This is a genomic window from Streptomyces sp. NPDC001822, from assembly GCF_042892135.1.
Taxonomy (GTDB): domain Bacteria; phylum Actinomycetota; class Actinomycetes; order Streptomycetales; family Streptomycetaceae; genus Streptomyces.
In genome coordinates, this window is sequence record NZ_JBIATW010000003.1 from 62,792 (window position 1) to 78,004 (window position 15,213).

The 15,213-nt window shown below is 69.9% G+C and carries 7 protein-coding genes; 6 read left to right on the forward strand and 1 reads right to left on the reverse strand.

What is annotated here, in order from left to right; genetic code table 11:
* Window positions 1-63: 63 nt before the first annotated feature.
* Entirely contained in the window at window positions 64-3,261 is a 3,198-nt protein-coding gene (locus ACFYY2_RS08315) for an alpha-L-rhamnosidase (RefSeq protein ID WP_388738781.1), read from the reverse strand.
* Between the two features lie 351 nt (window positions 3,262-3,612).
* On the opposite strand from ACFYY2_RS08315, the gene ACFYY2_RS08320 reads away from it, so the two are divergent.
* The 6 genes from ACFYY2_RS08320 to ACFYY2_RS08345 all read left to right on the forward strand — a co-directional run bounded on the left by ACFYY2_RS08320 (window position 3,613) and on the right by ACFYY2_RS08345 (window position 15,192).
* Window positions 3,613-4,797: a S8 family peptidase gene (locus ACFYY2_RS08320; protein WP_388738784.1), complete on the forward strand. Its 1,185-nt coding sequence runs from the start codon at window positions 3,613-3,615 to the stop codon at window positions 4,795-4,797.
* 378 nt (window positions 4,798-5,175) lie between these two features.
* The gene (locus ACFYY2_RS08325; RefSeq protein WP_388738787.1) at window positions 5,176-9,462 is read left to right on the forward strand and encodes a discoidin domain-containing protein; all 4,287 of its coding nucleotides are present in this window, start codon (window positions 5,176-5,178) and stop codon (window positions 9,460-9,462) included.
* A 562-nt stretch (window positions 9,463-10,024) separates the two neighbouring features.
* Window positions 10,025-11,437, forward strand: coding sequence for an extracellular solute-binding protein (locus ACFYY2_RS08330; protein WP_388738790.1), 1,413 nt, complete (start codon window positions 10,025-10,027; stop codon window positions 11,435-11,437).
* A gap of 82 nt (window positions 11,438-11,519) precedes the next feature.
* Window positions 11,520-12,482, forward strand: a complete 963-nt coding sequence (locus ACFYY2_RS08335; RefSeq protein ID WP_388738793.1) for a carbohydrate ABC transporter permease — start codon at window positions 11,520-11,522, stop codon at window positions 12,480-12,482.
* 15 nt (window positions 12,483-12,497) lie between these two features.
* On the forward strand, window positions 12,498-13,448 hold the full coding sequence (locus tag ACFYY2_RS08340; protein WP_388738795.1) for a carbohydrate ABC transporter permease: 951 nt from the start codon (window positions 12,498-12,500) through the stop codon (window positions 13,446-13,448).
* A gap of 109 nt (window positions 13,449-13,557) precedes the next feature.
* On the forward strand, window positions 13,558-15,192 hold the full coding sequence (locus ACFYY2_RS08345) for a glycoside hydrolase family 13 protein (RefSeq protein ID WP_388738799.1): 1,635 nt from the start codon (window positions 13,558-13,560) through the stop codon (window positions 15,190-15,192).
* Window positions 15,193-15,213: the final 21 nt, after the last annotated feature.

Here is a 15,213-nt window from a genome sequence, read left to right on the forward strand (position 1 = left end):
CCACCGGCGCGGTGAGGGCCCCGGGGACGTACACGCGTCCCCGGGGCCCCGGCCCCGTATCCGTCAGGCGGATGCCGTGAACTGGTGCGTCCCCGAACCGACGGAGAAGACCGCGCACCCGTCGTCCAGCCGCAGGAAGGCCGCGGGCCCGCTGCCCGCGCTGCGCCGGTCACCACCCGGCACCCAGACCTCCGCGGTCGTGTTGGGCGGCAGCACCACCCTCAGGGCGAAGCCCTTGGCGTCCTTCTTCCAGCGGGTCGTCACGGGGCCGTACCGCGAGTCGAACCGGCCCTCGGCCTGATTCACCCCGCCGCCCGGACGCGGCCGTACGAGGATCTTCCGGAAGCCGGGTGCGCCGGGGGCGATGCCCGCGATGTTCGCGTACATCCACTCCCCGACCGAGCCGTAGGCATAGTGGTTGAAGGAGTTCATGCCCGCGTCCTGGAAGCTCCCGTCCGGCCGGATGGAGTCCCAGCGCTCCCACATCGTGGTGGCGCCCCGGTCGATCTGGTAGCCCCAGCTCGGGAAGGTCCGCTGCAGCAGCAGCCTGTACGCGACGTCCGTGTGGCCGGTGTCCGTGAGCACCGGCAGCAGCCTCGGGGTGCCGAGGAAGCCGGTCGACAGGTGCCAGTCCTTCGCCTCGATGAGGGCGACCAGGCGGTCGGCCGCCGGTGCGCGGTCTCCGGCCGCCAGCAGGTCCATGGACAGGGCCAGGACGTACGCCGTCTGGGTGTCGCCCTTCACCCGCCCGCCGGCGGACACGTACGCCGCGCGGAACGCGTCGCGCACCCGGCCGAACAGCGTCCTGTAAGGGGCCGGGTCCTTGCCGAGCACCTCGGCGATCCGTGACACCAGGTCGGCGCTGTGGGCGAAGTAGGCCGTGGCGATGACGTCCTTGGGCGTCTCGTCCTCGATGTTGAGCCAGTCCCCGAACCCGTCGGCCGGACGCAGCAGATTCGTGCTGTGCGCCTCCAGGTACTCCAGCCACCTGACCATCGAGGCCCAGGACTGTTCCAGCACCCGTACGTCCCCGTACGCCTGGTAGAGGGCCCAGGGGACGGTCACCCCCGCGTCGCCCCAGCCCGCGGCGCCGTCGCCGACGTTCGGCAGGTCGGGTGCGACGTGTGTGAAGGAGCCGTCGGCGGTCTGGGCGTCCCGCAGGTCGTACAGCCACTTGGTGAGGAAGCGCGCCGACTCCATCGTGTACGCGGCGGTGGGCGCGAACACGTTGATGTCACCGGTCCATCCGAGGCGTTCGTCGCGCGCCGGGGTGTCCGTCGGTATGGAGAGGAAGTTGCCGCGCTGCCCCCAGGTGATGTTGCTGTGCAACTGGTTCAGCATGGGCACGTCGGTCGTGAAGTCCATGGTGAACGGCGCCGAGGTGTGGATGACACGGCCCACGATCGCGTCCCGCCCGGGCGTGCCCGGATAGCCCGTCACCTCGACGTAGCGGAAGCCGTGGAAGGTGAAGCGGGGTTCGTAGGTCTCGCGGCCGCGCCCCTTGAGCGTGTACGTGTCCGTGGCGCGCGCCGTGCGCAGATTCGTCGTGTAGATGGTGCCGTCCGGGTTCAGCACCTCGGCGTGCCGCAGCCGCACGGTCGTTCCCGCCGGACCCGACACGGAGAGGCGGGCGGTGCCCACCATGTTCTGGCCGAGGTCGAACACGAACACCCCGGGCTTCGGCTCGGTGACCTCCCGGACCGTCAGCTCGCGCTCCACCCGGCAGGCGCCGTCCACCTCGGCGACGAGCGCCGCGGTGACCCCGCCGACCCGGCCGGCCGCGAGCCAGCCCGACGCGTCGAAGCCGGCGCGGTTCCAGCCGTCGGTCTCCAGCCGGGCGTCGTAGTCCTCGCCCGCCATGAGGTCCGCCGCCGTGACCGGGCCGGCCGCGGCCCGCCACGCGGAGTCCGTGACCACGCGCTCGGTCGTCCCGTCGGTGAAGGTCACCTCCAACTGGGCCAGCGCGGCAGGCTGTTCGCCGTACTGGTGCGGTCCGAACCAGGCGATGTTCCCGGCGTACCAGCCGGCCGCGAGTGTGATCCCCAGCGCGTTTCCGCCCGGTTCGAGCAGCCCCGTGACGTCGTACGTCTGGTACTGCACCCGCTTGTCGTAGTCGGTCCAGCCAGGAGCCAGCCGGTCCTCGCCCACGGTCCGGCCGTTGAGGGACACCTCGTACAGACCGAGGGCCGTCGAGTACAGCCGTGCCCGTGCGACCTTCTTGCGGCCCATCCGGAACTCGCGGCGCAGCTGGGTCGCGGGGGAGTGGGCGACCGACACCCTGCCCCAGGGGCCCGAACCCCAACGGGCGAGGACCTTGGCTTCGGGCCAGGCGGTGTCGTCGTAGGCGGCCGAGTGCCAGTCGCCCGAGGGCTCCTTGTCGGTGGCCCGCCAGCCGGCACCGGTGACGGCCGTGACGACACCGTCCGCGGTGGTCAGCTCCAGGGCCCCGAACATCCCGGCGGGCCCGGTTGTGGCGTTCGTCGCGTCGACCGCGATCACCTGGACGCCCGGGGTGAGGTGCTTCGTCACGTCGACGAGGACCGGGCGCTTCCAGTTCTCGGCGGGTCCGTCGGCCTCGGTGTGCGCGACCTGCACGCCGTTCACCCGCGCGGTGAACCCGTCGTCCGCGCTCATGACCAGCCGGGCGCGGGTGACCCCCTGGGGCACCTCGACCCGGCCGCGGAACCAGCGGGTGGCGGCGGGCGCCTCGACCGCGGGGTCGCCCTCGGGGAACCAGATCCACGACGCGTCGTCCAGGGCGGGCGTGGCCGTGAGCGCGGCCGGGGCTCCGATCCACCCCGCCGACCAGTCCGACTCCTCCAGGAGGCCGGTCTCCCACCAGGACGGCTCGCTCCAGCCGGAGGCCCGGCCGTCGGAGTCCCAGACGCGGACGGACCAGTGGTAGCGCGTGCGCGAGACGAGCGCCGGGCCGGTGTACGGCACGAGCACCGACGCGGAGGACACGACCTTGCCGCTGTCCCAGACGTCCGGCGTCCCGAGGCGGTCGGGGGAGGTCGCGACGCGCACCTGGTAGGCGCTCTGGCGCCGGTCGGTGCCGTCCGAGGCGACGGGCCAGCTCAGCCGCGGGCTCCGGGTGCCGAGGCCGAGCGGCTGGTGGACGTATTCGACGGTCGGGCGGGTGACGCGAGCCCGTCCGGCGGCCCGGGCCGCGCCTTCCGAGGCACCCGCGGTGGGGGCCGACACCGCGGCGAGCGCGGCCGCGGCGGCGGTGGTGCTGAGCAGTCGTCTTCTGCTGATCACGAGAGGGCTCTCCGTAACGACGCGACAATGAATCGTTTCAGGCATAGGAAGCTAGAGTCCTGGCCGGACCCTGTCAATAGATCTGTCGCGATGAGGGTCTTTCCGGGGCCTTGTTGGCAAGGATGCTGTGTGCGGCATTGACGGCCCCGCCGGGGCCGGTCTATCTTCGGTCGCGGCGCGAGGTTGAAACCTTTCATGAGCTGGGCCGAATGGGCCCACCCCGTACCGATCGTTGCGCTGTCCGGCTGACGTGGCTCAAGACCCGCCCGGGATGTGGACGAAAGGTCAGGTGTTCGCACGTCGCGGGCCCGACGCGGTCCGTGATCCGCCTCCACGTCAAAGGGAGACCGCATGCGCCTGCGCGCCCGCTGGGCACCTGCCGCCCTACTGCTGATCGCCCCCCTGATCGGCACCACCACGGCCACGGCCGACACCGGCGAGGCTCTGGTGCCGGTGCAGAAGTCGCCCCGGGCCGTGCCCGGGCAGTACATCGTCACCCTGTCCGCCGAACAGGCGCCGCAGGCCATGGCGGAGCAGCTCGGGGTCAGCACCCTCTTCACCTACAGCAAGGTGCTGCACGGGTTCGCGGCCTCGCTCACGCCCGCGCAGCTGGAGCAGGTGCGCGGCACGGCGGGTGTCTCGGCCGTCGAGGAGAACAGCGAGGCCTCGGTCTCGCCGCCCGACGCGGCGTCGTCGGCCGCCGGCCTGGTCGCGGCTTCCAGCTGGGGACAGGACCGCATCGACCAGCGGAAGCTGCCGCTTGACGGCACGTACACCGCGGCGGGCCGGGGTGAGGGTGTGACCGCCTACATCCTCGACACCGGAATCGAGTCCGGGAACACCGAGTTCGGTGCCCGGGTGGGCTCCGGGTACGACGCGGTGGGTGACGGCCGCAACGGTGAGGACTGCAACGGCCACGGCACGCATGTGGCCGGGACGGTGGCCGGTGCGACCTACGGCGTCGCCCCGGACGCCTCCCTCGTGCCCGTCCGGGTGCTCAACTGCGAGGGTTCGGGCTCCTGGGCCGGGATCATCGCGGGTCTCGACTGGATCGCGCAGAACGCCGAGCAGCCGGCCGTGGTCAACGCCTCCCTCGGGGGCCCGGCGTCGTCGGCGGTCGACGACGCGTTCGACGCACTGGCGGCCGAGGGCACCCTGCCCGTCGTCGCGGCGGGCAACGAGAACCAGGACGCCTGCGACGTCTCCCCGGCGCGCGCCGACGGTGTGCTCGCCGTGGGTGCCAGCGACAAGCAGGACCGGCAGGCGACGTTCAGCAACTGGGGCACCTGTGTGCAGACCTACGCCCCCGGGGTGAGCATCGTGTCCGCGAAGCTCGGCGGAGGGTCCACCACGCTGAGCGGCACGTCCATGGCGAGCCCCCATGTCGCCGGAGTCGCCGCCCTCTACAAGGAGCAGAACCCGGACGCCACCCCGCAGGCGGTGACCGACTGGCTCGCCGCCGAGGCCACCCCGGACGTCCTGACCGGCCTGGGCTCCGGCTCGCCCGACCGGCTGCTGTACACCGGCGGGCTCTGACCCCGTCGGACACCCTCACCGGAGCGGGGCCCGCGGCAGGCGGGCCCCGCTCTTCGTCGTGCCGTGGAACAGCGGCTTTCCGGCGCCTTGCAGGTCCATGCAAACGGCTTACGTAGCTTGCGAACCCTTTTCATGCCTCCCGGTCCGTCGATGCGGCCCGCAAGTAGGCTGGCTTTCACAGGGTTTGCTGCCGCATAGTCCCAGGCTTCTGTGTTCCGTTTTCTGTCCCAACGGTGGACGCTCTCGCAGTTCTCTGCAACTCTCTGACCGCTCTACGCAAAACAGAGCTGAGTAGATGCAGAAACAAGCGTCAATGAACCGCACAGACAGAGCCGCGCTCTCGGCGTGTCCCGCGCCGAGGCCGAAGATCGGGGACTTATGAGAGCCCAACGCTGGAGACTGCGGGCCCTTTCCGCCGTGGTCACGACCAGTCTTCTGATGATCGGATGGCCGGCGCTCACCGCGTCGGCCGCCGACGGACCCAACATCGCCTCGGGCCGCCCAGCGGCGGCGAGCAGCGCCGGGGAGTACGTCGCCCGGAACGTGACGGACGGCAACCAGGCGACGTACTGGGAGGGCACGGGCGGCGCGCTCCCGCAGTGGGTGCAGACCGACCTCGGCTCCACCGCCAGGGTCGACGAGGTGAGGCTGAAGCTCCCCGCGGGCTGGGAGAGCAGGCAGCAGACCCTGTCGCTGCAGGGAAGCGCCGACGGCACCAGCTTCTCGACGCTCAAGACGTCCGCCGCGTACACCTTCAGCCCCGGCGCCTCCAACGAGGTGCGGATCTCCTTCCCGGCCACGCAGACCCGGTTCGTGCGGGTGAACATCACGGCCAACACGGGCTGGCAGAACGCCCAGCTCTCCGAGCTCGAGGTCCGTGCCGCCGGGGAGTCGTCGGCCAACCTCGCCGCGGGCCGGACGCTCACCGCCAGCAGCTACACCGAGGTCTACGTCGCCTCCAACGGCAACGACGGCAACCGTGCCAGCTACTGGGAGAGCAGGAACAACGCGCTCCCGCAGTGGATCCAGGCGGACCTGGGCTCCTCGGTCCGGGTCGACCGCGTGGTGCTCCGGCTCCCCGACGGCTGGGGTGAGCGGACGCAGACGCTGAAGCTCCAGGGCAGCGCCAACGGCTCGGACTTCACCGACCTGACGGCGTCCAGGGCCTACGCCTTCAACGCGGCGGGCGGCCAGGCGGCGACCATCTCCTTCGACGCGACCACCACCCGGTATGTGCGGGTCCTCGTCACCGCCAACTCCGTCCAGCCCGCAGCGCAGCTCTCGGAACTGGAGATCTACGGCCCGGCGACCGGTGACACGCAGGCGCCCAGCGCCCCCGGGGGTCTGGCGTACACCGAGCCGGCCACCGGGCAGATCAGGCTGACCTGGCAGGCGTCCTCGGACGACACCGGGGTCACCGGTTACGACATCTACGCGGGCGGTGCCCTGCTGACCTCGGTGGCCGGCGGCGTCACCACCTACACCGACACCCGTCCCGCCGGCGAGAGCGTCTCGTACTACGTGCGGGCCCGGGACGCGGCGGGCAACGTGTCGGGCAACAGCAACACCGTGACCCGCACGGGCGACTCCGGTGACACGCAAGCGCCCACCGCACCGTCGGGCCTGGCCTTCACCGAGCCGGCCAGTGGCGAGATCAGGCTCACCTGGCAGGCGTCCACGGACAACAAGGCCGTCACCGGATACGACATCTACGCCAACAACGTGCTGCGCAAGAGCGTGGCGGGCGACGTCACCGCCTACACCGACACCCAGTCCGCGGCCACCACCGTGAGCTACGTGGTGAGGGCCAAGGACGCGGCGGGCAACATATCCGGCGCCAGCAACACCGTGACGCGCAACGGCTCCACCAGCGGCGCCTCCAACCTGGCCGTCTCCAAGCCGATCACGGCCTCCTCGGTGGTGCATACCTTCGTCGCGGCCAACGCCAACGACAACTCGCTCACCACCTACTGGGAAGGTGCCGGCGGCAGCTACCCGAACACCCTGACCGTCAAGCTGGGCGCCAACGCCGACACCGAGAGCGTCGTCGTCAAGCTCAACCCCGACAGCAGCTGGGGCGCGCGCACCCAGAACATCCAGGTGCTCGGGCGGGAGCAGGACGCCACGTCGTTCACCAGCCTGGCCGCCGCCAAGGACTACGCGTTCAGCCCCGCCACCGGCAACACGGTGACGATCCCGGTCACCGCCCGGGTGGCCGACGTCCAGCTGAAGTTCACCTCCAACACCGGATCAGGCGCGGGCCAGGTCGCCGAGTTCCAGGTGCTGGGCGCACCCGCTCCCAACCCGGACCTGCAGGTCACGGCGGTCAGCGCCTCGCCCTCGGCCCCCGTCGAGTCGGATGCCATCACCCTGTCTGCCACCGTCCGCAACGCGGGCGCGATCGCGTCCCCGGCCGGCAAGCTGGACTTCCAGCTCGGTGGCTCCAAGGTGGCCACCGCCTCGGTCGGCGCTCTCGCGGCCGGCGCCTCCGCCCAGGTCACCGCCTCCATCGGGGCGCGCGACGCGGGCAGTTACACGCTGGGCGCGGTCGTGGACCCGGCGGGCGAGATCATCGAGCAGAACGAGACCAACAACGCCTTCACCGCCGGTTCTCCGCTGGTCGTGAAGCCGGTCTCCAGCTCGGACCTCGTCGCGAGCGCGGTCACGACCTCGCCCTCGGCCCCGTCGAACGGCAACACGGTCACGTTCTCCGTCGCCGTGAAGAACCAGGGCTCGGTGGCGTCCGCGAGCGGCAGCCACGGCATCACCCTGACGCTGACCGACTCCAAGGGCGTCACGGTGAAGACACTCACCGGTGCGCACAACGGGGCCATCGCGGCAGGTGCGACGACGTCACCCGTCTCGCTCGGCACGTGGACGGCCGTCAACGGCTCCTACACGGTGAAGGTGGTGCTCGCCGACGACGCCAACGAACTCCCGGTGAAGCGGGCGAACAACACCAGCACGCAGTCGCTGTTCGTCGGACGCGGCGCCAACATGCCGTACGACATGTACGAGGCCGAGGACGGCGTCACGGGTGGCGGCGCCAAGGTGGTCGGCCCCAACAGGACCGTCGGCGACATCGCGGGCGAGGCGTCCGGCCGCAAGGCGGTGACCCTGAACAGCACCGGTGAGTACGTCGAGTTCACCACCAGGGCCACCACCAACACCCTGGTCACCCGTTTCTCCATCCCCGACTCGGCGGGCGGCGGCGGAACCGACTCGAAGCTGAACGTCTACGTCGACGGAACCTTCCTGAAGGCGATCGACCTGACCTCGAAGTACGCCTGGCTGTACGGGAACGAGACGGCCCCGGGCAACGACCCCGGCTCCGGCGCGCCCCGGCACATCTACGACGAGGCCAACGTGATGCTGGGCAAGACGGTCCCGGCGGGCAGCAGGATCCGCCTGCAGAAGGACGCGGCCAACACCAGCAGCTACGCGATCGACTTCGTCAGCCTGGAGCAGGTGTCCCAGGTCGCGAATCCGGACCCGGCGACCTACACGGTGCCGGCCGGCTTCACCCACCAGGACGTCCAGAACGCCCTGGACAAGGTCCGCATGGACACCACGGGGACCCTCGTGGGCGTCTACCTGCCGGCGGGTGACTACTCCACGGCCAGCAAGTTCCAGGTCTACGGCAAGGCCGTGAAGGTCGTCGGTGCCGGGCCCTGGTTCACCCGGTTCCGGGCCCCGTCCACGCAGGACAACACCGACATCGGGTTCCGTGCGGAGGCCAGTGCGAAGGGTTCGTCGTTCTCGAACTTCGCGTACTTCGGCAACTACACGTCCCGCATCGACGGTCCCGGCAAGGTGTTCGACTTCTCGAACGTCTCCGACATCGTGATCGACAACATCTGGAACGAGCACATGGTGTGCCTCTACTGGGGGGCCAACACCGACAACGTCACGATCAAGAACTCGCGGATCCGGAACATGTTCGCCGACGGCATCAACATGACCAACGGTTCCACGGACAACCACGTGACCAACAACGAGGCACGGGCCACGGGCGACGACAGCTTCGCGCTGTTCTCCGCGATCGACTCCGGCGGCTCGGACATGAAGAACAACGTCTACGAGAACCTCACGTCCATCCTCACCTGGCGGGCCGCGGGTGTGGCCGTGTACGGCGGCTACGACAACACCTTCCGCAACATCCTCATCGCCGACACCCTGGTGTACTCCGGGATCACGGTCAGCTCGCTGGACTTCGGCTACCCGATGAACGGATTCGGGACCGGGCCCACCGCGATCGAGAACGTGTCGGTCATCCGGTCCGGCGGCCACTTCTGGGGGTCGCAGACCTTCCCGGGGATCTGGCTGTTCTCGGCCTCCAAGGTCTTCCAGGGCATCAGGATCTCGCACGTGGACATCGTCGACCCGACGTACAGCGGGATCATGTTCCAGACCAACTACGTGGGAGGCCAGCCGCAGTTCCCCATCAAGGACACGGTGCTCACCGACATCTCCATCACGGGCGCGCGCAAGAGCGGCGACGCCTTCGACGCGAAGTCGGGCTTCGGGCTGTGGGCCAACGAGATGCCGGAGGCGGGCCAGGGGCCGGCCGTCGGTGAGGTCACGTTCAACGGGCTGAAGCTCAGCGGCAACGCCCAGGACGTGAAGAACACCACCCCCTCCTTCAAGATCAACATCAACCCGTAGGGGGACGCGCAGGCCGTGTGGGCGGGGTACTTCCGGGAGTGTCCGGAGGTGCCCCGTCCGCGTAACCGCCTTGCAGCTGGAAGTCCGTCTCTTGCGGCAGTGGGGCCCGCCATGCCCCCCGTGGAGGCCTCCGGCCGGCCCACGGGCGGGCCGGCCGCGTCCCGGCGGAGCGGCTGCCGGGCACCTGGCGATCCGCCCGCCCTGCGGTGTCCGACTGCTGTTCGGGGGTGCGCGTGCGTGGCCCTGGCCGGCCGTGTGCCGTGGTTCCGCGGCGGATCCGCCCCCTCGTTCCGGGGTGCTCCCGTGCGGGCCTCCGGCGGCCTCCTGGGGCCCTTCGGGCCGCCGTCGCCGCCGCCGTGACGGTCACTCCGAGGTCCTGTGCGGGCCCCCGTGCGACGTCATGGCGCCTCCACTCCGCCGTGCGCCGCATGCGGAGGGATGTCAAGCATTTACGAAATCTGCGCGAGATATTGCGTTCACATGTCGCCAGTGGTTGAGTGTGCCGCGCCCCCGCAGAGAGTCGGCCGGGGCCTACCGTGCTCATGCCCGAAGGGGACCACCGATGAGAAGTGCTGGGATTCGCCGTACCCGCCGTGCCTCCGCGGCCGCCGTCGTCACCGCGCTCGCCCTGACCGCCCTTGCCTCCTGCGGCACGAGCAGCAGCGGCGACGGGAACGACGACTCCGGCAGCGGTTCGTCCGACCCGTCGGCGCCGCTCGACCCGAAGGCCGAGGTCACGCTGTCGATCGACTGCATGCCGCCGGCCGCGAAGGCCGCCGAACTGCGCGAGTGGAACGAGGACGTCAAGACGTTCAACAAGAAGTACCCGAACGTCAAGATCGACGGGAAGTCGACGCCGGGCCAGTGCCTGGAGCCGCCGCGCTTCACGGCCATGCTCAAGGGCAAGTCGCAGCCCGACGTGTTCTACGCGTACTTCACCGACCTGCAGCAGGTGCTGGACAACGACGGCGCGGAGGACATCTCCGCCTACGTCAACGACACCTCGGTCCCGGCGCTGAAGGACATCCAGCCGCAGGTGCTCGACGTCGCCCGCAAGGACGGCAAGCTGTACGCGCTGCCCACCAGCAACTACACCATGGGTCTCATGATCAACCGGAAGCTGTTCACGCAGGCCGGTCTGAACCCCGACACCCCGCCGGCCACCTGGGAGGACGTCCGCGCCGCGAGCAAGAAGATCGCCGCCCTCGGCAAGGGCATCGCCGGCTTCGGCGAGTACAGCGCCGGCAACAACGGCGGCTGGCACTTCACGGCCACGCAGTACGGCCTGGGCGGGGAGGTCGTCGACGCGAGCGGCAAGAAGGCGGCGTTCAACGACGACAAGGGCAAGCAGGTCCTCCAGCAACTGCACGACATGCGCTGGAAGGACGACAGCATGGGCAGGACCCAGCTGCTGAAGTGGGGCGATCTGCAGAAGCAGATATCCACCGACAAGCTCGGCATGTTCCTCGCCGCACCCGACGACATCGCCTACATGGTGCAGCAACTCGGCGCGAAGTACGAGAACTTCGGGCTCGGCCCGATTCCCGGTGCCCAGGGGACGCTGTTCGGCGGCAACAACTACATGATCAAGAAGGGCTGCTCGCCCGACAAGATCAAGGCCGCCGTCGCCTGGCTGAACTTCAAGAACCTCACCCCCGGCAAGGGCCAGTTCGAGTGGGCCCGCACCAAGGCCGACGCGCTGCCCGTGGGACTTCCGCAGCCGAACTTCTTCACCGGTGAGAGCAAGACGAAGGACGACGCCGACCGCGCCGCCAACGCCACGATGCCCGTGCAGAACTTCAAGGCCTTCATGGACAACCCGGTCCCGGGCAAGGCCGAGCCGCCGAAGGCCCAGGAGATCTACAAGATCCTCGACAACGCGATGTCCGCGGTCCTGACCAACAAGGACGCCGACATCGACAAGCTGCTCGACACCGCGGAGCAGCAGGTCAACCAGGTTCTGGCGAACCAGTGACGGACGTGCGGAGGCCGGGCCGGGCGGGCCCGGCCCCGCACCGTCCGTCCGCGAGCGACTGCACCGGCACCGAGGAGAGACCATGTCGGCCCCCACCCTGTCCACCGGGAAGGCGAGCGCGCCGCCACCCGGGCACCACCAGCGCCCCACCGGGCCGGACTCCACCCGCGAGGAGTTCGTGCGCGCCGTGCGCCGCAACATCTCGGCACACGGCTTCCTGATCGGAGCGGTGCTCTGCTTTTCCTTCTTCTCCTGGTATCCGATGGTCAGGGAATTCGTTCTGGCCTTCCAGAAGACCGAGAACGGCAGAACCACCTGGGCCGGCTGGTCCAACCTGACCTACGTCTTCAACGACCCGGCGTTCTGGCAGGCATGGCGCAACACCCTGCTCTTCACGGTGCTGGCCCTCGTCCTGGGCTTCGCGGTCCCGTTCGTCGTCGCCGTGGTGCTCAACGAGTTCCGGCACGCACAGGGATATCTGCGCCTGCTCGTCTACCTGCCCGTGATGCTGCCCCCGGTCGCGTCGGTACTGCTCTTCAAGTACTTCTACGACCCGGGCTACGGGCTCTTCAACCGCATCCTGGAGTTCCTGCACCTGCCGGCCCTGCAATGGCTCCAGGACCCCGACACCTCCATGCTCTCCGTCGTCATCGCGTCGACCTGGATGAACATGGGCGGGGCCACGCTCATCTACCTCGCAGCCCTCCAGGGGATCCCCGGCGAGCTCTACGAGGCGGCCGAACTCGACGGCGCCGGACTGCTCCGCAAGATCTGGCACGTCACCATCCCGCAGACCAGGCTCATCCTGTCCCTGCTGCTGCTCATGCAGATCATCGCGACGATGCAGGTGTTCACCGAGCCGTTCCTGCTCACCAACGGCGCCGGCCCCGAGGGCTCGACCACCACCGTCGTCTACCTCATCTACCAGTACGCCTTCAACTTCAACAACTACGGCAGCGCGGCGGCCCTCGGACTCGTCCTGCTGATCGTGCTCGCGGGCTTCTCCGCGGTGTACGTACGCCTCAGCCGCAGCAGCGAAGACTAGGACGGGAGCACGACGATGGCATCGAACACGCTTGTCTCCCGGCGCGGGACCCGCGGAGCCGGGGCCGGCCGGCGCCGGGACATGGACCGGGGCCGCCAGCGGACCCTGATCTCACCCGCCCAGCTCGGCCGCCCCCGCGGAAGGGCCGTCTACTGGATCGTCTTCGCCCTGGTGGTCGCCGCCTTCACCCTGGTGTTCCTCGGCCCGCTCTACTGGATGGTCACCGGCGGCCTCAAGGCCACCCAGGAGGTCGTGCAGAGCCCGCCGACGGCCTTCCCGTCGTCGGTCCACACGGAGAACTACTCCCAGGCGTGGACCGTGATGGACCTGTCCAAGCTGCTCTTCAACACCCTGTACTACGCGTTCGGGGCGCTCGCCTTCCAGCTGGTCCTCGACGTGGCGGCCGCCTACTCGCTGTCCAAGCTGCGTCCGGTCTTCGGCAAGGTCATCCTGGGCATGATGCTCGCGACCCTGATGATCCCGGCGACCGTGCTCGTGGTCCCGCAGTACCTCACGGTCCTCGACGTGCCGATCTTCGAGCGCAACCTGCTCAACTCGCCCTGGGCGATCTGGCTTCCGTCGGTCACCAACGCCTTCAACATCTTCCTGCTGAAGCGGTTCTTCGACTCGATCCCGGGCGAACTCCTCGACGCCGCCGCCATCGACGGCGCCTCGCCGCTGCGCACCCTGCGCAGCATCGTGCTGCCGATCTCCCGGCCGATCCTCGGAGTCGTGTCCATCTTCGCGGTGGTCGGGGTCTGGAAGGACTTCCTCTGGCCCATGCTCACCCTCCCCGATCCGGCGAAGCAGACCCTCAACGTGGGCATCTACTCGCTGTCCAACGGAGTGCCGCTCAACGTCCTCATCGCCGCGCTCACCATCGCGTCGGTGCCGACGCTGCTCATCTTCCTGCTCTTCCAGCGCAACATCATGAGCGGCCTCACCGCGGGCGGCCTCAAGGGCTGACGCCCCCTCCGAACCACCGCCTCCCACCAGCACTCCGCCTCCGGCCCACCATCCGACGCCCCGTGTCCGGGCCGGGGGCGGAGTACCTCCTGCCCGAAAGGAACGTCACGTGGCAGCCATCCGTCCGACCGAGGCCACCGCACCGTGGTGGCGCGACGCCGCCATCTACCAGATCTACGTACGCAGCTTCGCCGACGGCGACGGAGACGGCACCGGCGACCTCGCGGGCGTCCGGGCGAAGCTTCCCTACCTCGTCGAACTGGGCGTGGACGCACTGTGGTTCACCCCCTGGTACCTCTCCCCGCTGGCCGACGGCGGATACGACGTGGCCGACTACCGCGCCATCGACCCCGCCTTCGGCAACCTCGCCGAGGCGGAGAAGCTCATCGCCGAAGCCCGTGACCTGGGCATCCGCACCATCATCGACATCGTCCCCAACCACGTCTCCGACCGGCACAGCTGGTTCCGCGCGGCTCTGGCCACCGCACCGGGGAGCCCCGAACGCGATCTGTTCCACTTCCGTGAGGGACGCGGCGAACACGGGGAGATCCCGCCCAACGACTGGGTCTCCGAGTTCGGCGGCACACCCTGGACCCGGCTCGACGACGGCCAGTGGTACCTGCACCTGTTCGCTCCCGGCCAGCCCGACGTCAACTGGGCGCACCCCGCGGTCCGTCAGGAACACGAGGACGTCCTCCGCTTCTGGTTCGAGCGGGGTGTCGCCGGCGTACGCATCGACTCCGCGGCCCTGCTCGCCAAGGACCCCGCACTGCCCGACTTCACCGAGGGCGTCGACCCGCACCCGTACATCGACCGCGACGAGCTCCACGACATCTACCGCTCCTGGCGCACCATCGCGGACGCCTACGGCGCCATCTTCGTCGGCGAGGTCTGGCTTCCGGACTCCGAGCGCTTCGCCCGCTACCTGCGCCCCGACGAACTGCACACGGCCTTCAACTTCACCTTCCTCTCCTGCCCGTGGGACGCCGGGCTCCTGCGCTCCTCGATCGACGACACGCTCGCCGAGCACGCCCCGGTCGGCGCCCCCGCCACCTGGGTGCTGTGCAACCACGACGTGACCCGCACCGTCACCCGTTACGGTCGCGAGGACACCGGCTTCGACTTCGCGGCCAAGGTCTTCGGCACGCCCACCGACCCGGAGCTCGGCACCCGGCGGGCGCGTGCCGCCGCCCTGCTCTCACTGGCGCTGCCGGGGGCCGTCTACCTCTACCAGGGGGAGGAGCTCGGCCTGCCCGAGGCCGACATCCCGCGCGAGCGGATCCAGGACCCGATGCACCTGCGCTCGGGCGGCGTCGACCCCGGCCGTGACGGCTGCCGCGTGCCCCTGCCGTGGTCCGCCGGCGAGCCCTACGCCGGCTTCGGCTCGACGGTGGAGCCGTGGCTTCCGCAGCCGGAGTCCTGGCCCTCGTACGCGGCCGACACGCAGAGCACCGACCCCGGGTCCATGCTCAGTCTCTACCGCAGGGCACTGGGGCTGAGACGCGCCGAACCGGGTTTCGCCGCCGCCCCCGGCGAGACGGCGGACGGCCGGCTGAACTGGCTGCCGTCGGAGCCGGGCGTCCTGGCGTTCGCGCGCACCCACGGCCTGATCTGCGTCGTCAACCTCTCGCACGACCCGGTGGCACTCCCCGACCACGACACGCTCCTGCTGACCAGCGCCCCGCTGGACGCCTCCGGGATGCTGCCGCCCGACACCGCGGCCTGGCTGCGCAAGGAGGGATAGCGGGGGAGCGGAGGCTGCGGC

Bases quoted from the DNA above. Each gene is read 5' to 3' on its own strand.
- ACFYY2_RS08335 (WP_388738793.1), top strand. From the start codon at position 11,520: ATGTCGGCCCCCACCCTGTCCACCGGGAAGGCGAGCGCGCCGCCACCC.
- ACFYY2_RS08325 (WP_388738787.1), top strand. From the start codon at position 5,176: ATGAGAGCCCAACGCTGGAGACTGCGGGCCCTTTCCGCCGTGGTCACG.
- ACFYY2_RS08320 (WP_388738784.1), top strand. From the start codon at position 3,613: ATGCGCCTGCGCGCCCGCTGGGCACCTGCCGCCCTACTGCTGATCGCC.
- ACFYY2_RS08340 (WP_388738795.1), top strand. From the start codon at position 12,498: ATGGCATCGAACACGCTTGTCTCCCGGCGCGGGACCCGCGGAGCCGGG.
- ACFYY2_RS08330 (WP_388738790.1), top strand. From the start codon at position 10,025: ATGAGAAGTGCTGGGATTCGCCGTACCCGCCGTGCCTCCGCGGCCGCC.